An 18372-nucleotide genomic window follows, 5' to 3' on the forward strand; every position below is an offset into this window, starting at 1 on the left:
GAAAAATTTTAGCGTTTATAAAAAGGTGTTTTAACTACCTTTGCTTTTACTAATTTTTTGCGAATCTCCACTTCTACAACAGTTCCGATCTCACTCGCTTCAGCATCCACCAAGGCAAGGCCGACGTTTTTCCCCAATGTCGGTGACTGGGTGCCTGTGGTTACCTTTCCGACGGACTTGCCGCTTTGAAACACTTCATATCCGTGTCTCGGTATTCCTTTTTCAATCATTTCAAGACCCACGAGCTTTCGTTCCGCTCCATTTTCTTTCTGTTCACTCAATACAGACTTACCAAAAAAATCAGACTCTTTTTTGTGTTTTACGGCAAAGCCTATACCTGCTTCAACCGGCGTGATGTCCCGAGTCAGCTCCTGGCCATAGAGCGGGAGCTTCGCTTCAAATCTGAGTGTATCACGTGCGCCTAGACCGCATGGCACAAGCCCGTGTTCTTCACCTGCTTCAATGATTTGTTTCCAAATTCGGACGGCGTCATCAGCGCGGCAGTAAATTTCAAACCCGTCTTCACCCGTATAGCCGGTGCGTGAAATGAGTGCTTTGCAACCGCTGATATCAGTTTCATCAATAAATGCAAATGGTTTTAAAGCAGACACATCTGCAGCTGTCATATGTTTCAAGATTGTTTCTGCTTTCGGACCCTGCACGGCCAGAAGCGCGATCTGATCTGACAAATTGTCAATCTGGACATCTCCTGCTGCGTGTTCTTTGAGCCAAGCAAGATCTTTATCTATATTAGAAGCATTTATGACAAGCAAATAGCGGTTTTCAGATTTTTGATAGATGAGTAAATCATCAACGGTGCCGCCATCCGGGTAGCACATCGCGGTATATTGCGCACGGCCGGTTTTTAACGCGGATACATCATTTGTCATCAGCTTTTGTAAAAAAGACAGACTGTCATTCCCCTTGATTTCGACTTCACCCATATGAGAAACATCAAACAGCCCGGCTGCTGTTCGGACAGCCTCGTGTTCTTTTTTGATAGAAGAAAATTGAACGGGAAGCTCCCAGCCTCCAAAATCAATCGTCTTCCCTCCATATTCCTTATACAATTCAAATAACGGCGTTCTTTTCAGCATCAAATTCCTCCCCTTTTTCAACGGCGCAGCTAAAAGCACATACAAAAAAGGACAGAGAAACACCTCATATTAAATGAAGGTTCTCTGTCCTGGCACCTGAAAGTTTACTTTGCAATAGCAAAGACGTCCCCTTTGGTGGCTTGCGCATTTCACACAAACACTCTCCAGAGTTGCGTCGAGCAAGAGTTCTTTTGCCTGAGAGATTCACTCCGCAGCTTGCTCCTTCGGCGCCTGTATCCCGATTTTCTCGGTCAGGTCTCTCCCCTTGCTGTCATTCGCTCATATTTTCATGCTGTTATGGACATACTATAGCAATATCTTACATCAAATACATACTCATATCCTACCATCATCACTATATGCGGGGCAACAGCAATTTGGGCGGATTTTTCTTATATTGTACATTTTAAAAATTGAAGAATATGAAAGGCGGTTTCACAGCAATGAATGCAGAAATAACATATGATACAAAATGGCCTGAAGAATTTGCCGATAGACTGAATAACGACGGTCCGTGGTCAAACTGGGAGCTATACAAGCTTTCATCAGAAATTCAGGAAACATTGGCAATTCCTGAATTTGAAGGCTTGCGGGCCCCATTATATCTCCCTTCCTTTACGCCGCTTCCCCATCAGCTTGAGGTTGCGCAGAAGGTCGTTGAAAAAATGAACGGAAAAGCAATTTTAGCAGATGAAGTGGGGCTCGGCAAAACTGTTGAGGCTGGACTGATTCTAAAAGAATATATGATTCGCGGGTTAGCCAAAAAAATTCTGATCCTTGTGCCAGCTTCTCTTGTTTCGCAGTGGGTAAATGAGCTTCAGGAAAAATTTTTAATCCCGGCTGTTGAGCAAAAGAAAAGCTATGTGTGGGAGCAGTGCGATATCGTCGTGTCCTCCATCGATACTGCAAAGCGCTCGCCCCACCGGGAAATTGTGCTGTCAATCCCTTATGATCTCGTCATTATTGATGAGGCCCACAAGCTGAAAAATAGTAAAACCAAGAACTATGAATTTGTCCGGAATCTTGTAAAAAAATACTGCCTCCTGCTGACCGCGACGCCAATCCAAAACCGTGTTGAAGAAATTTTCAATTTGGTTTCCTTATTAAAGCCTGGTCATTTAGGCAATCAGAATCACTTTCAAGAAATGTTTTCTAAAAAGAAATCCAGCTTAGAAGCGCATGATCATTTAAAAGACCTAGTGAATAAAGTCATGATTCGCAACAGGCGACATGACACCGGGCTGAATTGGAAGCAGCGCCGCGTCGAAACAGTGCCGATTGAATTTTCTCCATCAGAGCAGGCGCTTTACGATGAAATTTCCCGTCTGAAAGAAAGCATTCACAAACCGGCCAGCATGTTCTCCATTATGACACTCCAAAGAGAATGCTGTTCAAGCAGGGAAGCTGTGTACATGACACTGAAAAAAATGCTCGACCAAAAAGAAAAACAGGCACCAGCCATTGATGAACACACCATTTCTATATTAATGGACCGCATCAATCAAGTGACGCAAAATTCGAAAGCCAATCAAGTCGTTGATCTGATTAAAAAGATAGACGATAAAGTCATTATTTTTACAGAATACCGTGCCACTCAAATTTATCTGCAGTGGTTTCTTCAGCAACACGGCATCAGCTCTGTGCCGTTCAGAGGCGGATTTAAACGCGGAAAAAAAGACTGGATGAAGGATCTTTTCCGCGGGAAGATTCAAGTGCTGATTGCAACTGAAGCAGGCGGCGAAGGGATCAACCTGCAGTTTTGCAATCACATGATTAACTATGATCTGCCATGGAATCCGATGCGGCTTGAACAAAGAATCGGAAGAATCCACAGGCTCGGGCAGGAGCGTGATGTTCATATTTATAACATGGCTACCAAACATACAGTGGAAGAGCATATTTTAAAGCTTTTATATGAAAAAATTCATTTATTTGAAAAAGTGGTCGGCGAGCTTGATGACATTTTAACAAAAATTCAAGTCAACAATTTTGAAGAGCACCTGCATGATATTTTGTACCATTCGGCAACCGAAGAAGAAATGAAAATTAAAATGGACAACTTAACCTCATTTTTGTCATATAAAAAACAGCAGCCCGCTGAAAAAAGAGGATCTTAGCCGAAAAGGAGGTTTTACAAGTGAGACAGCAAGAGGTTCATCAATTTCTGCTTCGTTTTTTCCAGGCAAACAGCTGTCCGATCATCGACCAAGGCCCCGGTTACATGACGGTGCAGCTTACCGTTGAAATGGACAAACAGATCATGAATCGGCCTTTTTACTGGCACTGGCGCGAGAAGACCGGAGGCGACCCGAATCCGATGAAAATAACGTTCATTACAGATAAAGAGTCTGCTCCAAAAGACCTAGATGGCGAATTTATTTATTTCGGGGCGCCACGTCTATTTCAAATATTTAAAGCTGTTAAACAAAATGGGAGATTTACCAGAATGTATGAGAAAATTGAATCAGCCGGAGCGAAAATTCCGCTTCAGCCTTGGCTTGGTATAAATGTCATGATTTCATACCAGTCCGACATGAAAAAGGATAAGCTATTGTCACTAGGTCTTCACCTTGTCTCTGGAACCATGATTGAAGATTTTCAAAGCAAGCTCATACAGCTTTCATTGACATCACAAATATGTGACTATTGTTTCACCATATCGCCTATGATTAAACCTGAAAGCGGTCTTAAGCGGATGGAGAGCTATATTACCCAGGCCGCTATGCAAGAACCGTCAGACTGGGCAGAGCAGGCGGTAAACAGGTGGCAAAACGATATGAAATTGCTTGATCAGTTTTATGAGCATACAGAAGAAAAACCAGAAGAGTACTACCTTGAAAAACAGGCGTTAAAAGCCTTGTATCAACCAAAGATATCAGTTCAGATCGAGAATGGCGGATTATTTTTTCTGCAAAATAATATTTCGAGCTAACTTTTTTCATATTCGACATCGTTCTCGTTTTTTTTGGGAAAATGCTATTATAATAAAGGTATATTGGAAAAAAATTCTGGCTATACAATTGGCAAATGACTTCCAGAGATCACAGAAGGCGTACATCATGGCCGGACTGGCTGAAATACATAAACAAGTATTTTAGGAGGAGAAACTGCATGAAAAATGCAAAACAAGAGCACTTCGAATTGGATCAAGAATGGGTTGAATTAATGATGGAAGCCAGAGAAGCAAATATCAGCCCTGAGGAAATACGCAAATATTTACTTTTAAACAAAAAGTCTGCTTATCCTGGTCCGGCAGCCAGAAGTCATACCGTAAATCCTTTCTGAATGTGCTATAATATCACAAGGAAGGTGATGACATTGATTGGCCAGCGTATTAAACAATACCGTAAAGAAAAAGGCTACTCACTATCAGAACTAGCAGAAAAAGCTGGGGTAGCGAAGTCTTATTTAAGCTCAATAGAACGAAATCTACAAACGAACCCCTCCATTCAATTTCTCGAAAAAGTCTCCGCTGTTCTGGACGTCTCGGTTCATACTTTGCTCGATGAAAAACATGAAACCGAATACGATGGTCAATTAGATAGTGAATGGGAGAAATTGGTTCGCGATGCAATGACATCTGGGGTATCGAAAAAACAATTTCGTGAATTTTTAGATTATCAAAAATGGAGAAAATCTCAAAAAGAGGAGTAGTGTCTGAGCAGAGGCACTTACTCCTCTTTTGTCAATGAACATAAGGAATGGCTCAGTACGCATGTACTGAGCCACCTCTTTTTTCTATTAATGTTTATCCTCGCTATGCGCTTTTTCATTTTCTTTAATGTAACCGTCTTTATCAGTATGTTCCTTTTTGATTGTCAAGCCATTCCACTGTGTAGCTTCGAATGAGAATTGAAGCTGTAAAGAGTTGCCTTGATATTTATTTTGAACCATTTGTCCCTTTTCATCTTTTGTTTTATCGTCTTTAAATTGAATTTCCATTTTAACCTGGTCAAAATCGGTTGGTGTTTTTGGAACACCATCATATTCAGGAGCGGTTTTACCGTCAATTGTCGCTATATTGACTTTTCCGCTTGCGTTTAAGAATTTAGGATCAATTTGTTTTTTAATTTTTTCAGTCGCCGTAGCATCATTCTTAGAGGACATTAAATATAAGTCTTTGAGGTTGGCATCATCCAAAATGATGTTTTTCGGATAGCCGTTGCCTCCCTCTTTGCCGACTGTCAATAATGTAACCTCAAACTGGCTGAGAAAATCTTCTGGAGATGTATTACTTCCGCCGTTTGCTTTAAATTCCCCATAATTCAGGGCCATTAATACCTCTTTGATCGCAAGTGAGCCGTTATTTTCAAATTGGAAATCTTTCGTCAATTTGTCTCCCGGCTTTAGATTTGATAAGTTGACACTTGCTGAATTTTCTTTAGCTGCTAAGTCAAGCGTACCAGATGCAAAAGTAGCATCTGTTGATTTAATATCGTTAAATGCTGCCCATGTTCCTCCTCCTACTAATGCTAATCCTAGTGCTGCTGATGCAACTCCTAAACTTAATTTCTTTTTCATACCCATGGCAAACTCCCCTTTTATTGAATGATTATATTATCGAAACCTGTTGCCAGGTTTACAACTGATGTTAAGTGGACATCGTATTGTCCTTTGTCTCTGTTTCCAAGGCTTTCGTCTTTCTTTCAATCTCTCTGATTGCACTGCTGATTGTCACAAAGGAGTAGATCAGCAGCATAACGCCTGGAACAATCAGTAAAATAGCAGTGCCGATCGGCTGACTGGCAAAATGAAGCATGTAGCCGGCATAAGGAAGCTGAAAACCTGTATATTGCGCGCGGACATTCTCATCCGACACAGGCGCAGAATCAGCTGCAGCATTATTATCTCCTTTTGTTTGGAATAACAAATGATTGCCTTGCTTTGTAATATCAATAATTCTATGGGTTACCGCAGTGTCTGCATCCTGCATAAATGTGATTACGTCTCCCTTTTGGAGCTTTTTCACATCTGTGATTTCTTTCACGAGAATTAATGAGCCCGTTTTAAATTCAGGGTCCATTGAGCCAGACAGTACTGATTTCAGCGTGTATCCGAATACTGCCGGCTCTCCCCCGGATGAACGTGTTGATATCACAACAAGCGTTAGCACAATAATCAGAGTAAAGATGATAACGTAAAGGATATTACTGATCAGCTTTAATGCTTTTTTCATCCTCTTCCCCGCTTTCCTTCTGAACTTGTTGATTTTCTTTGTCTTCAGTTACGTCTTTGTCAGCTGTTTTTTCTTTATCTGCTTCTTCTTTTCTGTCACTTTCTGCTTGATTGTGCTTAGTTTTCGCAGCCTGCTGACCTTCTTTTTTCGGTGCCGTCGGTTTTTCGTCACACTTCCCAATTGTCATTGGTTCCGACCACTCAGACCTGCTGCCGTCCGCCGGATAGCCGGCCGGTTTATATACTTTAAACGCATAAATGCCGGGTTTCACTTTTTTCTTTGTTTCAATGTTGTAAAGTGATTCGCCTATTTGGTTGGAAACGTATCCTTTATCTATTACGTTCCCGTCTTTTAGCGGTTTGCTGGTGTTTGCCAGTTTATGAAGCTCCCACTTCCATTTCGATTTCTTAAGTTTCTCGCCTCTGTTTTCCAGCTCGGCAAATAGACTGACAGGTGAACAGACAGTACCTTTTGTATCTGTTTGATTCACCACGTGTAAATCACTTTGGTCCCACCGTTTATCATAATGACAGTTTTTATCTGTATGTTGAAAGTTCTCACACGTTTGAAGCGAGACATCCAAGTTTTCAATATCATGAAAAGCAGCGCTTGTATCTCCGGAAAATTGTAAGCATATCGCGGCTGTCAGACTGAATATCGCTGAAAGCTGAAAAACAAGCAGCAATCTCAGTTTCGTCTTAGCCTTATGCTGATTGCGGAACAATCGAAACATACCTTACCTCCTGTAAAACACTGTAACTAGATGTGACAGTCGTTCTCTTTTAAGAACTGCACAAATTGAGTATAATCAACGATTGATGGATTGAAAAACACCAAAATCCGCCATTTCGTTCGTTTAAGAGAATGTTTTCATCATATTGCATAGCCTTACTCAATATTGCTCACATTTTTAAGTTTTTTGAATTTTTTAGGATTGTTATGTGAGAAATTAAACGCATATCAGGTTAACATTTGGCAATAATAAACAACAAAGAAAGGGTGACGGCTTATGATCAAACAATGTGTAATTTGTCTGTCTCTTCTAGGTTTCAGCACCGCTGCCGCTCAAGCAGAAGAAGGGCCGCTTGTAACCGCCCGCCACATGTCAAAATGGGAAGAGCTTGCTGTAAAAGAAGCAAAAAAAAGGTACCCGCTCGCACAGGTACTGGTTAAACAAAAAGTTTGGGACCGCAAAAGGAAAGACGAAGCTGTGAAGCAATATCATTTAACCCTGAGAGAAGGCTCAAAGGAATTCGGCGTGTTTGTCACAATTTCATTCGATCCTTATAGTCAAAAGGTGAATAAAATTGCAATTTTAGAAGAATATCAATAAGGTCCTCCATGTGAAGGACCTTGTTCGTTATATTGGTGCAATTTATTTTTTTCTTTTCAGCCATAGCCTAAAACCATAAGGTAAAATTCCAAACCAATGCTGAGAAGCCGGCGTTTTTGTTTCTTTTCGAACCTCTTTTCGTTCTTTTCGCTCATCTTTCGGAGTGTCTATATATTTTACAAATTGCTGAGTCATATATTTGACATAATCATTCGTTTTCACGTGATCACCTCATCATTCAGTTATTATGAAGTGTTGGCTCACACGACTTTTTTTATACACATCCCCCTGGTTTATTCTGTCCAGCTCAGCAGTTTTTTCTGATTTTGATCGAACAGCAGCTTGGCGCTTTTTTCTGTTCCCGACTCTGTGATGGCTTTGAGGGTGATTTCTTGCTGTTCTTTTATGGTTGTTTCGTGAATGTCATAAGAAACCTGTCCATATGGAAGCTGCTGTGAACCCTTTTGGCCTTGTCTGTGCTCAAGAATATGCCTGATGGATAGAAGCGCACCATTTTGCAGCAGATTTTCTCCTGTATAATACTCTTTTGTTTCCTTCTCAAACATATGGCGGGAAACAAATTGAGAGGCGGTGAAATTCACAACCAGCAGCACAAGGGCAAATGTAAAAAGAACGGCTGGATAGATAAAACCTTTTGAGCAGTGCATTCACCCACCACCTAATGACGTATATACCGGAACAGCGGTTAGATACTCTTTATCATTCTCACTCTTGACTTTCAGCCAAAGCATCCCTTTTCTAACCTCTGCTTTCATTGTTTTAATATGGCCAAGAATCGGAACATGCCCTTTCCCGTCTACTCTTTTCCTGATCATTGAATGGTAGATTTCAAAACGGACCTCTTGCCCAGACAGATTTCTGCAGATTAAGACGCTGCCATGCTCAGCTGTCTGCACAGTCTGCGACTGCTTGCACTCATTCATGATCTGCTCTACCGAAATGATCCATTCTCGCTGCATGAAGCCCTCATTCTCCTGTTGACGTGCCAAAAATAGATGAAAGAACATCGCTAACGATCCTGATATGAGCAAATAAGCAGAAAGCGAAAATAGTACATTAAGAAGCGTATAGCCAGTCTGTCCGCAAAATGCTGAGGCAAAATGGCTTGTCTTTATAGGCGTCTGATGAGATACATACGTTTTGATATTCTCCCTCCTCCTCCCATGTCATCGAGTATTTGTTATTGTTCATTGAAACAGTCTTTGATGAATTTCCTGCCCCTGTCAGCATATATTGGCCTATGCTTTCATTAACAAGCTGATAACCAATTTCTCTGGAGTCCGCTATATGTTCATCAGCTATCAGCTTATCCCACATCGGCACAATTGTCAGAAGCATAAACAGCCATATGCTAAGGGCAGACATTGTTTCAATTGTAGAAAAGCCTTTATTTTCTCTCCACATTGACTCTTCCGCTCCCTAAATAAACTGTTATGTCATAGGCGGCATGCCCTTTTATACGTATTTTTCCGCCTATATTCGGGTGCCCTTTCTCATTAAATTCCAATCGGTCTTTTAAAGTCAGTGATTCTGCTAAAAGACCATTATCATAAATACGGTCTATAACAGTGTCACCTATGATTACTTGATATTTTTTCTCTTGAAAAAGAATTTTTGTTCTTTGATGATTGGAAATTGCAGTCTGCTGCGCAAGTAAAATATCGTTTTTCAACTGTGATACTGTCTGCCGTAAAGCTGTATTTTCATAAACAGGAGGAAGCGTGGTAAACACCGCAATCAGCATAATAGAGGCGAGACTTAAAACAAGCAGGCTTTCTAAAAGGGTGAAGCCAGCTTCTCCTTTTAATTTAATGTTCAACCTTAACCTCCCCGCCGGTAATGATAATTTGCTTTCCATTTGGACAAACCGCATCCTTTTTTACATAGCCTTCTGCCTGTAAATCGCCGAGGCTTGGTGTCTTCCCGTCATGATCGAGTTCATATGCTGTTACCTGCGCCTTCATCATGTTTTGCAGGCCTTCACAGCCTTTTTTCTGAATGGTTTGATTATGTTTTGTTACATTCGGTATGGTGATCAATAGCAAAATAGAAATAATAAAGAGCACGATTAGCATCTCCACAAGTGTAAACCCTTTCTCATTCATCAGCCTCTTCCTTTCACATTTGATTCATCATCTGATACATAGGCAGGAGCATCGATAAATACACAATTAAAATCATCGCTGCCACAAATCCATAAATAATGGGCTGAAGAATGCCTGTCCATTTTTGTGACTTGTCCTCAAGCCGCTGCAATATAAACTGACTGTACGTGAAGAGTTCCCGGTCCAAACGGCCGCTTAGCTGGCCATGAGATATTACTTTTGAAAAATCACTTTCGTAAAAAGGGTGTTTGTCTAAAGCAGTTTCAATGGTTTCACCGGCTTTTAACTGTTCAATCATTTGTTCAGCTTCGTGGCGGTAGAAAGGAAGAAACGTTTGATGTCTAAATGCTTTCAAACTGTCATAAATAGAAAGTCCTGATGCCAGAAGACTGCTCAGCTGTAAAGAAAAAAAGTAGCTGTTAAACAGCCTGACCAGCTTTCCAAACAGAGGAATACTTACGCAAATGTGCATTTGGCGGTCAGGGGATTTTTTCTTAAACACAAACCAATAATAAAGACCTATCCCTGCGGCCAAAATGGCCATTAATATGAAGACGGCATCAAGGTGCTGAAAAAACGCAAAAATGATGCCTGTTGTGCGTGAAGTTTCTACATTCATCGATTGATAAATACCGGAAAACTGAGGGATGATGATGTTTTGCAGCATATAGAGCATGACACCAACGGTAAAGATGAGAAAAAGAGGATATCTCAGCACCCTTTTAATATGCTCTGCCTGCGCTGTTTTTCGTTCCAGCAGCTCTCCGCTCTGAATCATGGAAGCCGGCAATTCTCCATGTGTTTCAGCAAAATAACAAATACCAATGGCTTCTTTATGAAATGACAAGCTCTTTAATACAGAGTAAAATGATTCCCCTTCTCTCAATCGTCTTATTGCGGCAGCCAAGTCCGCCAGCTGCCTTTTATTCATTTGCAGCTGCATTAGGCGCAACCCGTCTAAAAGACTGTATCCGCCCGCTGTCATTTCCCCCAGCCTTTTCAGTAAATAGGCTTGATCCTTTAACGGCCAAACTTTTCTAATCTGTTTCATGATAAACCCACCGGTCATAGTTATTTGTCGTTAAATAGCCGAGCGCAATCCCTTTTCTTATAATTTGACGCAACGTTTGATATTGGTAATTTGCATTGTCCCCTTTCGCTTCCTGAATACACTGCTGAAGGTTTTTCCCGTATAGCAGCTCGTATACGCTTGCTCTCCTTATGTTTCGTGACAGTCGGCAATACACTGAAGAACATCCGTTTTCACAATACGGGCAAGCCAAATCAACTAAACGCTGAGCCGCTATCGCAATAACCGTTTGCTCGATTTCATTCATATTAATGCCAAATTCAAGCAGCCTGTAAATCGCGCCCTTGGCATCTCTCGTATGAAGGCTCGTCAGCACTAAATGACCAGTCATCGCTGCCCGCACCGCGATTTGGGCTGTTTCAGCATCTCTAATCTCACCTAAAATGATCATATCGGGGTCATGGCGCAAAATAGCCTTCAGCCCTGTGGAATATGTGACCCCGGCTTTTTCATTCACCTGCACCTGAAGAACATCTTCATCCCTCGTTTCCACTGGATCTTCAAGTGTGACAATGTTTCGATTAAAATGTTTTTTTGCATATTGGATCAGAGAATATAACGTTGTTGTTTTCCCAGAGCCTGTTGGTCCGGTAAAAATCAGCATGCCGTGGGAGTGTTTTAAAAATGAAAGCAAGGTGGCTCCTGTCTGTGGGAATAAAGACAGTTTGTCAATCGAAGGGATATTATACTGAGGCATCACTCTGATGACGAGGCTTTCTTCGTTAATTGTCGGGAGCGTTGACATCCTTAAGTGAACGTCACCCTCTTTTAATTTTAGAGTAAGCGATCCACTTTGCGGCTTTCTTCTCTCCCCAATGTCCATAGCTGAGAGAAACTTAAAATGAGAAATGAGCCTTACACACTCTTCTTTTTTCATGTTTCGCTTTTTCAGCAATGCATTGTCAACCCGAAAATGGATGATCGCGTCCCGTTCCCTTGGCACAATGTGAATGTCAGAGGCCTTCGTCTTATATGCCTCTTCTATTAAGGTTCTACTTATGTTTTCTATCGAATCCAATTTGATTCCCTCTCCTTTCAAAGCGTATTGTAGAAAAAAGAAGACATAGTAATCAAACAAAGAAAATGTGATTTTCTGATCTATTTACAACCTAAAAAAATCATTTATCCCTATCAAAATAGAAATTCAGCTTTATGTAACACATGATTTTCGATTTTAATAAGGATATGAAAAGAGATTAATGGACAGGTGTACGCAGTCCGGCTCTGGCATCTAAAGAGGAAATGATAAAATCGGAGTTTGACGCTTACTAAAAACGGCGGATCAGTTTATCGTATACAAAATAAAAAGGAAGAGGCAGCTACCTCTTCCCGACTGTTTGTTATGCTGATTTAAAAATGTCACTTAATGCTTAGGCTTTCTGGTCTGTGTCTTTCTTAACGGAAGGGTCGCCTAACGCAACAATACCCGTTAAACGTTCATTTTCAAGAATCGGTAAACGGGGGATTTGATGCTCTGCCATAAGCTGACTCGCTCCATCGTCAGACCTATCCAGATGACCGGCAACGACTTCTGTGCTCATGATGTCACTAGCTTGGCGCTTCTATTTGATCTTCAGCTAATGTTTTGGTGACAATGTCCCGATTAGAAACGAGCCTTGAAGTCTGCAGATTCCACTATTGGAATAAGACCGACATTGGAGTCATTCATCTTTTTGGCTAGGTCAGTGACTGCTGCGGTCAGTTCAGCAGTCAAAGCTCCTTTACCGAGTGCTATTTATTCACCATGCACAAAAAATGAAATACCTACTGCCTGTGCCTTTTTCGTGAATTTTTTCTCTTCCTTTCTTGCAGCATATCTCCCGTCCAGCCTTTTTTCTTCAGATACAGGTAAATCAGAATTGTTGAACTGAAAATTAAAAATAGTGAAAAAAGATATCCGTATTTCCAATTCAGCTCCGGCATCACCGAAAAGTTCATTCCCCAAAGGGCGCCAAGTGCTGTAATCGGCGTAAAAAGCGTCGTGAAAATAGTAAGGGCTTTTACGATTTCATTTCCCCTATGAGAAGTAATGACCTCTTCTGAATGTAAAAGGTTGTTAAGCTCCCCCTCAAATTCACTGATGTATGTGAAACCTCTGTCAATTTTCAGATGCGTGCGCTGATAATCCTTTTTCCCTTCATTTTGAGGCAAGAAGGTTTCTTTTAACGCCATCTCAAGTTTTTTGGCGCTTAAGATCAAGTTTTTCCAAATCATCAGCTCATGGCGCAGTAAATGAACGCGGTTTAAAATACTTTTGCTGTTATCATCCTTGATTTGCCACCTAAGCTCTCTCAATCTCACTTCAAATTTGTCGACACCGATTAAATAAGCATTCATTAATTCCCCTAGAAGTATTAAGAACCCCTCTATGGCATTGTTCGCTCTTTTCATTTGCTGGACAACTTGTTTCCCCTTAATCCCTTCTAATATAGAAAAATCAAAATTGATGGTGAAAAAATATTGCCGTGTGATATAAAAGTGAAATACGGTGTGATCCTTTTCTTCGTTCAGCCCTTGATCATATACGATCGAGCCGAATACCGCTTCATTCTCCGCTTCTGTTGTATCCACGCGCAAAAAGTTAATATGATGATTATTTTCAAACCATTTTTCACATTGCGGCCAATGAGAAAAATGGATCAGATCTCTTGCCTTATCTCTTTCCTGAGGCCCCATTTGGTACCAAAACCAATCTTCACCTGTATGTACCTTCATGTTACGATCCTCCAGACTTTTATTCTTTTGTTCTTTAATTGCCCAATGAAAAGCATTCCTAAACCATTTAGGCACTTTATCACATGTTTTGTGAGCTATTCCCGGTGGTATGGAATGTAGAAAGACATCGGAAAGGGAGGTGCATGCCTTCCTTGGAGAAGGCAGTTTATTTTGGAATTTATCAATTTATTAGCAGTCGCGTTTTTAATTTTGTTGACGGGATTTTTTGTCGCCGTAGAATTCTCGATCGTAAAAGTAAGACGATCCAGAATTGATCAGCTTGTCGCAAAAGGAAGAAAAGGGGCTAAAGCGGCAAAACATGTGGTCACTCATCTTGACGAATATTTATCAGCCTGCCAGCTGGGCATCACTGTCGCAGCTTTAGGACTCGGCTGGCTGGGTGAACCGACCGTACAGACTCTGCTTCGTCCGCTCTTTCATAAAGCAGGCTTAAACGAGTCGCTTACCCATCTTCTTTCTCTTATTATCGCCTTTTTAGTGGTAACGTATTTAAATGTCGTCATTGGGGAGCTGGCACCGAAGAGCTTCGCGATTCAAAAAGCAGAAAGCATTACGCTGATGCTCGCGAAACCATTAATCTGGTTTTATAAAATCATGTTTCCGTTCATTTGGCTCCTTAACCAGTCTGCCCGATTAATCACGGGGCTTTTTGGGCTGAAGCCGGCATCAGAGCATGAACTGGCTTATACGGAGGAAGAGCTTAGAGTACTGTTGACCGAAAGCTATAAAAGCGGAGAAATCAGAAAAAGCGAATTAAAATATATGAATAATATATTTACATTTGATAAACGAATGGCAAAGGAAATTATGGTGCCGCGAAACGAAATGGTCAGTTTGTCTATTGAGGATGACTCAATCCCAAGCATGCGGGAAACGGTTAAGCAGACCAAATATACCCGGTACCCGATTGTTAAGGAAGATAAAGATAACGTCATCGGTGTGATCAATATGAAAGAAGTGCTGTTTTCATTGCTGACGAAAGACTTTTCTTTTCAGAAGCACAAAATTGAACCCTTCATACAGCCTGTCATTCATGTCATTGAGACCATTCCGATTTACAAATTACTCATCAAAATGCAAAAGGAACGCACCCATATGGCGATTCTCATTGATGAATATGGCGGAACTTCAGGTTTGATCACCGTCGAGGATATTATCGAAGAAATTGTAGGAGAAATACGTGATGAATTCGATTCAGATGAAGTGCCTCATGTTCGTGAACTGGGAAAAGATCATTATTTATTAAATGCGAAATTATTAATCAGTGACGTAAATAACCTGCTTGGAACTGATTTATCAGATGCTGAAGTTGATACGCTCGGAGGCTGGTTTCTCACACAGAACATAGACTCCGAGCCCGAAAGTGTCATTGAATATGATGGCTACTCATTCAAGGTTAAAGAAATTGACAGTCACCATATTTTGTTTATCGAAGTAAAAAAAGCTGAATAGCCCTAGCACAGGCTGTTCAGCTGTTGCTTCTCTTGCGTGTTGAACGCGCTTCAAAAAAACACATCAAGCAAGAAACATCTTAAGATTCTTGTATCTTAAATCCTTTGTTGGCTAAAGCTTTAGCAAGACTTTGCTCTGTTTTCACCTTCGAAAAATCTAATCCGAGCTTCACAACAGTCTGGGCGATTTCAGGCCTGATTCCTGAAATAATCGTCTCAATGCCCAGCAGTTTAGTGCTGTCAATCACTTTAAAGATTTGAAAGGCAACCATCGTATCAACGATGGGAACACCGGATATATCTAAAAATAAATATGAAATCTTTAACGCCGAGCATTGGGCCAAAACGGATTCCAAAATGGTTCTCGCTCTGTACGTGTCAATTTCACCGACAAGGGGAAGAATTCCAATCTCTTTAGAAATCGGCATAATCGGTGCGCTCAATTCATTGATCATTTCTTTTTGCGCATTTAATTGGATCACCGTGACCTGGTGATATTCTTCTGTAAATACTTCGATAATCTCATCAATCGTTTGATTCAAAATCTTGCTCCACTCACATACATCCTGAATGCCGATTTGTTGGGAAGAAGCAGCTTCACTGAAGTCCTGAATCCATTGCCACATAATGTGTCTAAACGCGTTAAACTGACCGACACTTTCCGTCACAGTCACCTCATGAACAGCACGGTCTCGGGCACATTGAAGTGACCATTGCTTAAGCTCATCCTTCACATCTTCTTTTCTAATGGATTTTGCTACAATCGCTACCAACGATTCATGCTGCTCTTTTAACTTTTGTTCTAATTTTTGCTGATCTTTAGCAGAATACAGTAAAGTTCCTTTTAACGTGCATGTTTCCAGCCATTGAAGTGTAATATCTTCTTTGTGCTCTGTTAAATACTGATCTAGAGCTTTCATTTCAATCGGTTACCTCCTGTGATGTTTATCTTTCAAAAAATTTATGATTGATTTGTATAACTTGTCTCACGTTACACATACTATTTTTACATACAGTGGGCTATAGCCAAGCGGTAAGGCAATGGACTTTGACTCCGTGATCGTTGGTTCGAATCCAGCTAGCCCAGTTTCTGAACCGTGAAAAACCGAAGATAAGCTGATTCAAGCAAATCAGCGGATCTTCGGTTTTTCATCATGCAGATTGATGAACCGTTTTCTTCTTCGATAGCTTTAACAGTTCTCCCGGATTGTATCCGATAACAAGCTTCCTGTTGTCCACGAGAATCGGGCGGCGCAAAAGCTTCGGTTTCTCAATTAAAAGTTCAAGCACTTCGTTTACAGTCATATCTTCAATGTTTAAATTTAAATTTTTGAAGGTTTGGCTTCTTGTTGCTAAAATTTCGTCAATTCCTTCTGTCGTTAAAGATAAAATATACTTTAATTCATCCATCGTTGGAGTTTCTCTGAATAAGTGACGTTCGTTAAATTCAATCTGGTGCGCTTTGAGCCAATGTTTTGTTTTTCGGCATGACGTGCAGCTTGGGTATGAGTAAAATGTTAATTGTTCCATTATGTTTTTTCCTCCTCCAGTTAACCATCTCTTTGTAGAATAACTACCCGTATCAATTTTTCTTTAAACCATTTATTGAACTTTTTTTCGGTTATTTCTAAAAAACCGTACATATAATAGAAAACGCAATCAAAGGGTTAAATACCATTTTTCATATTAATAATGAAAATGTTTACATTTTTGTCCGTGATCTATTATAATAACAGTCAGAGGGACTCTCGGGAGGGGATAAAAAATGAATCGCATGTTCCGGGTGTTAGGATTTTGGACGGGAATATTTGCAGTCATGTTTTATTTAGGTGATATGAAAGATGCTTCCCTTTTATTTTTTGGACAGACGATCTTATTTGTGTTTCTATCGTATTTAAATTTAACAGAACGGATGTACATTTATATCTTTGGCGCTTATTTAACCATCTTCTTTGCCGGCTTCACATACTATTCCATTTTTATTATAGTACCAGGCGGCGGAGGACATTAAATGCAAAAAGAGACAAACCTCACCGGTTTGTCTCTTTTTCTATAATGAAAATCCATTTAAAAACGGATTTTGATCCTGCTCAGTCTGCACGTCAGTTTCAGGGCCATGTCCGCTTAACACCAACGTGTGCTCAGGCAGCGTAAGCAATTTTTCATGGATAGACGTAAGCAGCGTTTCTTGGTCGCCTCCATGTAAATCTGTACGGCCTATCCCGCCTTGAAACAGGACATCACCGGAAATCACCAGGTCGGCATCCTTCACGTAGTATGAAACGCTTCCTGGGGAATGTCCCGGTGTAAATAGCGTCTCCAGATGGAAAGGCCCGATATTCAGCTCACCGTCCCCTTCAATTAAATGATCTGCCGGCTTAGCTGTCACTTCTATCCCTCTCAGCATTCCTGAGCCGTTCAATGAGGCATCTGTAAGCCAATTCTTTTCATTTTGATGCAGATAGACAGGAATATCCCATCTGTCTCTCACGTTATCCAGCGCCCCAATATGGTCAAAATGGGCGTGTGTCAGTAAAATGGCTAAAGGCGTTAATCCTTTTTCTTTTATGTATTGATTGATTTTATCTCCTTCGCCGCCCGGATCAAAAATCAGGCATTGATCATCACTGATTAAAAAATATGCATTCGCTTGAATCGGCCCTACAGGCATTCTTCTCCATTTCACTTTTCTCACCTCTTTCCTTTTTATGCTCCTATTATGAAGGTTTTTGAAAAAAGATTCAAACAATCGCTATGAAAACGCTATCGACAAACACACTGAAAACGGGTAGAATAAAAATGGAAAGAATTGCAGGTTTTTCAATGTAAAGGGGGCTGCGTAATGTTACTTGTCGTGATTTTCGGCCTTGTCGCTCTTTTCGCTTTATGGGGAGTCTTGCGTTCTGTGAAAAACAAAAATATACTTGGATTTTTATTAGCCGGAGCCACCTTGTGTGTGTTTGGCTGGTTTACAGTGATGACGGTGATAAACAGCGGTTATCCTACTGCACATTAAAACCTGTATCCAGTGGGATACAGGTTTATTTTTTATTGCTGTAAATGTTTATTCACGCTTTCTATTTTACTTTCAAGCGTCGTTTTTTTGTCCCGTCTGTCATCGATGCGAATATTGGTCGCCACTCTGTGAAGCCCTTTTTGAAACGGCGCTTCGTGAATCGCCTGAATCACAGTGAAAAGGTCGCTGAGCTCGCCTTCAATCAATGTGTTCATCGGTGTCAGCTGATATTTGATTTTCCCTTCGGCTTTATAGCCCTCTAAAATTTTCTGCACATCCGCCACATAGGCGCTTACACTAGGTGTTTCTGTTCCGATTGGGATAATGGTTACATCTGCGATAGCCAT

25 protein-coding genes, 1 tRNA gene, 1 pseudogene and 1 riboswitch are annotated in these 18372 nt (G+C 40.8%); of the genes and pseudogenes, 9 read left to right on the top strand and 18 right to left on the bottom strand.

Annotated elements, in window-relative coordinates; translation table 11 throughout:
- Positions 1-8 precede the first annotated feature (8 nt).
- Positions 9-1097, bottom strand: coding sequence for a glycine cleavage system aminomethyltransferase GcvT (gene gcvT / locus NST56_RS13640; RefSeq protein ID WP_339177138.1), 1089 nt, complete (start codon positions 1095-1097; stop codon positions 9-11).
- A gap of 173 nt (positions 1098-1270) precedes the next feature.
- A riboswitch (glycine riboswitch) is annotated at positions 1271-1372 on the bottom strand.
- Between the two features lie 168 nt (positions 1373-1540).
- Here gcvT and NST56_RS13645 point away from each other — a divergent pair.
- The 4 genes from NST56_RS13645 (at position 1541) to sinR (ending at position 4751) form a co-directional block, all read left to right on the top strand.
- Positions 1541-3214, top strand: a complete 1674-nt coding sequence (locus tag NST56_RS13645; protein ID WP_168748225.1) for an SNF2-related protein — start codon at positions 1541-1543, stop codon at positions 3212-3214.
- Positions 3215-3234: 20 nt separating this feature from the next.
- Positions 3235-4029 carry a YqhG family protein gene (locus tag NST56_RS13650; protein WP_339177142.1) on the top strand — a complete coding sequence of 265 codons (795 nt, stop codon included), beginning with the start codon at positions 3235-3237 and terminating at the stop codon, positions 4027-4029.
- Positions 4030-4208: 179 nt separating this feature from the next.
- Positions 4209-4382 (top strand): anti-repressor SinI family protein, encoded by a 174-nt coding sequence (locus tag NST56_RS13655; RefSeq protein WP_010334916.1) that lies wholly within the window; start codon positions 4209-4211, stop codon positions 4380-4382.
- Positions 4383-4415: 33 nt separating this feature from the next.
- Positions 4416-4751 carry a transcriptional regulator SinR gene (sinR, locus tag NST56_RS13660; RefSeq protein WP_003226345.1) on the top strand — a complete coding sequence of 112 codons (336 nt, stop codon included), beginning with the start codon at positions 4416-4418 and terminating at the stop codon, positions 4749-4751.
- An 87-nt stretch (positions 4752-4838) separates the two neighbouring features.
- On the opposite strand, the gene tasA is transcribed toward sinR, so the two are convergent.
- From tasA to tapA, 3 genes are all read right to left on the bottom strand, one after another.
- Positions 4839-5624, bottom strand: coding sequence for a biofilm matrix protein TasA (tasA, locus tag NST56_RS13665; RefSeq protein ID WP_168748227.1), 786 nt, complete (start codon positions 5622-5624; stop codon positions 4839-4841).
- Between the two features lie 64 nt (positions 5625-5688).
- Positions 5689-6273, bottom strand: a complete 585-nt coding sequence (locus NST56_RS13670; protein WP_339177148.1) for a signal peptidase I — start codon at positions 6271-6273, stop codon at positions 5689-5691.
- Complete coding sequence (tapA, locus tag NST56_RS13675; protein ID WP_339177150.1) at positions 6245-7006, bottom strand: amyloid fiber anchoring/assembly protein TapA; 762 nt, start codon at positions 7004-7006, stop codon at positions 6245-6247. Before tapA ends, NST56_RS13670 begins: the two co-directional genes overlap by 29 nt.
- 276 nt (positions 7007-7282) lie before the next feature.
- Here tapA and NST56_RS13680 point away from each other — a divergent pair, with 276 nt between their 5' ends.
- On the top strand, positions 7283-7606 hold the full coding sequence (locus NST56_RS13680) for a YqzG/YhdC family protein (RefSeq protein WP_168748230.1): 324 nt from the start codon (positions 7283-7285) through the stop codon (positions 7604-7606).
- A 42-nt stretch (positions 7607-7648) separates the two neighbouring features.
- Here the strand turns inward: NST56_RS13680 and NST56_RS13685 are convergent, their stop codons facing one another.
- The 10 genes from NST56_RS13685 to NST56_RS13730 all read right to left on the bottom strand — a co-directional run bounded on the left by NST56_RS13685 (position 7649) and on the right by NST56_RS13730 (position 13537).
- On the bottom strand, positions 7649-7828 hold the full coding sequence (locus tag NST56_RS13685; RefSeq protein WP_003236949.1) for a YqzE family protein: 180 nt from the start codon (positions 7826-7828) through the stop codon (positions 7649-7651).
- Between the two features lie 71 nt (positions 7829-7899).
- The gene (comGG, locus tag NST56_RS13690; protein WP_339177153.1) at positions 7900-8274 is read right to left on the bottom strand and encodes a competence type IV pilus minor pilin ComGG; all 375 of its coding nucleotides are present in this window, start codon (positions 8272-8274) and stop codon (positions 7900-7902) included.
- Positions 8275-8658, bottom strand: a complete 384-nt coding sequence (gene comGF, locus NST56_RS13695; RefSeq protein ID WP_339177156.1) for a competence type IV pilus minor pilin ComGF — start codon at positions 8656-8658, stop codon at positions 8275-8277. It abuts the gene before it with no gap.
- Positions 8659-8683: 25 nt separating this feature from the next.
- Entirely contained in the window at positions 8684-9031 is a 348-nt protein-coding gene (gene comGE, locus NST56_RS13700) for a competence type IV pilus minor pilin ComGE (protein WP_168748233.1), read from the bottom strand.
- Complete coding sequence (gene comGD, locus NST56_RS13705; RefSeq protein WP_168748234.1) at positions 9015-9446, bottom strand: competence type IV pilus minor pilin ComGD; 432 nt, start codon at positions 9444-9446, stop codon at positions 9015-9017. Before comGD ends, comGE begins: the two co-directional genes overlap by 17 nt.
- Complete coding sequence (gene comGC / locus NST56_RS13710) at positions 9436-9732, bottom strand: competence type IV pilus major pilin ComGC (RefSeq protein WP_168748235.1); 297 nt, start codon at positions 9730-9732, stop codon at positions 9436-9438. The genes comGD and comGC overlap by 11 nt, the downstream gene beginning before the upstream one ends.
- Before the next feature lie 13 nt (positions 9733-9745).
- Positions 9746-10783, bottom strand: a complete 1038-nt coding sequence (comGB, locus tag NST56_RS13715) for a competence type IV pilus assembly protein ComGB (protein ID WP_326191101.1) — start codon at positions 10781-10783, stop codon at positions 9746-9748.
- The gene (gene comGA / locus NST56_RS13720) at positions 10770-11840 is read right to left on the bottom strand and encodes a competence protein ComGA (RefSeq protein WP_168748237.1); all 1071 of its coding nucleotides are present in this window, start codon (positions 11838-11840) and stop codon (positions 10770-10772) included. Before comGA ends, comGB begins: the two co-directional genes overlap by 14 nt.
- A gap of 352 nt (positions 11841-12192) precedes the next feature.
- The gene (locus tag NST56_RS13725; protein WP_339177165.1) at positions 12193-12363 is read right to left on the bottom strand and encodes a hypothetical protein; all 171 of its coding nucleotides are present in this window, start codon (positions 12361-12363) and stop codon (positions 12193-12195) included.
- 223 nt (positions 12364-12586) lie between these two features.
- Entirely contained in the window at positions 12587-13537 is a 951-nt protein-coding gene (locus NST56_RS13730) for a magnesium transporter CorA family protein (protein ID WP_010334929.1), read from the bottom strand.
- A 143-nt stretch (positions 13538-13680) separates the two neighbouring features.
- Here NST56_RS13730 and NST56_RS13735 point away from each other — a divergent pair.
- Positions 13681-15010: pseudogene (locus tag NST56_RS13735) on the top strand (hemolysin family protein).
- 79 nt (positions 15011-15089) lie between these two features.
- Here NST56_RS13735 and NST56_RS13740 read toward each other — a convergent pair.
- Positions 15090-15929 (bottom strand): STAS domain-containing protein, encoded by an 840-nt coding sequence (locus NST56_RS13740; protein ID WP_268451132.1) that lies wholly within the window; start codon positions 15927-15929, stop codon positions 15090-15092.
- Between the two features lie 96 nt (positions 15930-16025).
- On the opposite strand from NST56_RS13740, the gene NST56_RS13745 reads away from it, so the two are divergent.
- Positions 16026-16096 (top strand) — tRNA-Gln (locus tag NST56_RS13745).
- A gap of 65 nt (positions 16097-16161) precedes the next feature.
- On the opposite strand, the gene mgsR is transcribed toward NST56_RS13745, so the two are convergent.
- Positions 16162-16542, bottom strand: a complete 381-nt coding sequence (gene mgsR, locus NST56_RS13750) for a transcriptional regulator MgsR (protein ID WP_026014741.1) — start codon at positions 16540-16542, stop codon at positions 16162-16164.
- A gap of 232 nt (positions 16543-16774) precedes the next feature.
- Here mgsR and NST56_RS13755 point away from each other — a divergent pair, with 232 nt between their 5' ends.
- Positions 16775-17020 (top strand): DUF2626 domain-containing protein, encoded by a 246-nt coding sequence (locus tag NST56_RS13755; RefSeq protein ID WP_339177170.1) that lies wholly within the window; start codon positions 16775-16777, stop codon positions 17018-17020.
- 39 nt (positions 17021-17059) lie between these two features.
- Here NST56_RS13755 and NST56_RS13760 read toward each other — a convergent pair whose 3' ends face one another.
- Positions 17060-17695, bottom strand: a complete 636-nt coding sequence (locus tag NST56_RS13760; RefSeq protein WP_229146855.1) for an MBL fold metallo-hydrolase — start codon at positions 17693-17695, stop codon at positions 17060-17062.
- A 156-nt stretch (positions 17696-17851) separates the two neighbouring features.
- Here NST56_RS13760 and NST56_RS13765 point away from each other — a divergent pair, with 156 nt between their 5' ends.
- The gene (locus NST56_RS13765) at positions 17852-18025 is read left to right on the top strand and encodes a DUF2759 domain-containing protein (protein WP_010334935.1); all 174 of its coding nucleotides are present in this window, start codon (positions 17852-17854) and stop codon (positions 18023-18025) included.
- 32 nt (positions 18026-18057) lie between these two features.
- On the opposite strand, the gene NST56_RS13770 is transcribed toward NST56_RS13765, so the two are convergent.
- Positions 18058-18372, bottom strand: a complete 315-nt coding sequence (locus tag NST56_RS13770; RefSeq protein WP_010334936.1) for an MTH1187 family thiamine-binding protein — start codon at positions 18370-18372, stop codon at positions 18058-18060.

It is taken from the genome of Bacillus sp. FSL R5-0560, assembly GCF_037966305.1.
Lineage (GTDB): Bacteria > Bacillota > Bacilli > Bacillales > Bacillaceae > Bacillus > Bacillus mojavensis.

Excerpts from the sequence above, each read along its gene's own strand:
- gcvT (WP_339177138.1), bottom strand. The coding sequence starts at position 1,097 with ATGCTGAAAAGAACGCCGTTATTTGAATTGTATAAGGAATATGGAGGG.
- NST56_RS13645 (WP_168748225.1), top strand. The coding sequence starts at position 1,541 with ATGAATGCAGAAATAACATATGATACAAAATGGCCTGAAGAATTTGCC.
- NST56_RS13655 (WP_010334916.1), top strand. The coding sequence starts at position 4,209 with ATGAAAAATGCAAAACAAGAGCACTTCGAATTGGATCAAGAATGGGTT.
- tasA (WP_168748227.1), bottom strand. The coding sequence starts at position 5,624 with ATGGGTATGAAAAAGAAATTAAGTTTAGGAGTTGCATCAGCAGCACTA.
- NST56_RS13670 (WP_339177148.1), bottom strand. The coding sequence starts at position 6,273 with ATGAAAAAAGCATTAAAGCTGATCAGTAATATCCTTTACGTTATCATC.
- tapA (WP_339177150.1), bottom strand. The coding sequence starts at position 7,006 with ATGTTTCGATTGTTCCGCAATCAGCATAAGGCTAAGACGAAACTGAGA.
- NST56_RS13680 (WP_168748230.1), top strand. The coding sequence starts at position 7,283 with ATGATCAAACAATGTGTAATTTGTCTGTCTCTTCTAGGTTTCAGCACC.
- comGG (WP_339177153.1), bottom strand. The coding sequence starts at position 8,274 with ATGCACTGCTCAAAAGGTTTTATCTATCCAGCCGTTCTTTTTACATTT.
- comGE (WP_168748233.1), bottom strand. The coding sequence starts at position 9,031 with ATGTGGAGAGAAAATAAAGGCTTTTCTACAATTGAAACAATGTCTGCC.
- comGC (WP_168748235.1), bottom strand. The coding sequence starts at position 9,732 with ATGAATGAGAAAGGGTTTACACTTGTGGAGATGCTAATCGTGCTCTTT.
- comGB (WP_326191101.1), bottom strand. The coding sequence starts at position 10,783 with ATGAAACAGATTAGAAAAGTTTGGCCGTTAAAGGATCAAGCCTATTTA.
- NST56_RS13725 (WP_339177165.1), bottom strand. The coding sequence starts at position 12,363 with ATGAGCACAGAAGTCGTTGCCGGTCATCTGGATAGGTCTGACGATGGA.
- NST56_RS13730 (WP_010334929.1), bottom strand. The coding sequence starts at position 13,537 with ATGAAGGTACATACAGGTGAAGATTGGTTTTGGTACCAAATGGGGCCT.
- NST56_RS13740 (WP_268451132.1), bottom strand. The coding sequence starts at position 15,929 with ATGAAAGCTCTAGATCAGTATTTAACAGAGCACAAAGAAGATATTACA.
- NST56_RS13755 (WP_339177170.1), top strand. The coding sequence starts at position 16,775 with ATGAATCGCATGTTCCGGGTGTTAGGATTTTGGACGGGAATATTTGCA.
- NST56_RS13765 (WP_010334935.1), top strand. The coding sequence starts at position 17,852 with ATGTTACTTGTCGTGATTTTCGGCCTTGTCGCTCTTTTCGCTTTATGG.
- NST56_RS13770 (WP_010334936.1), bottom strand. The coding sequence starts at position 18,372 with ATGGCTATCGCAGATGTAACCATTATCCCAATCGGAACAGAAACACCT.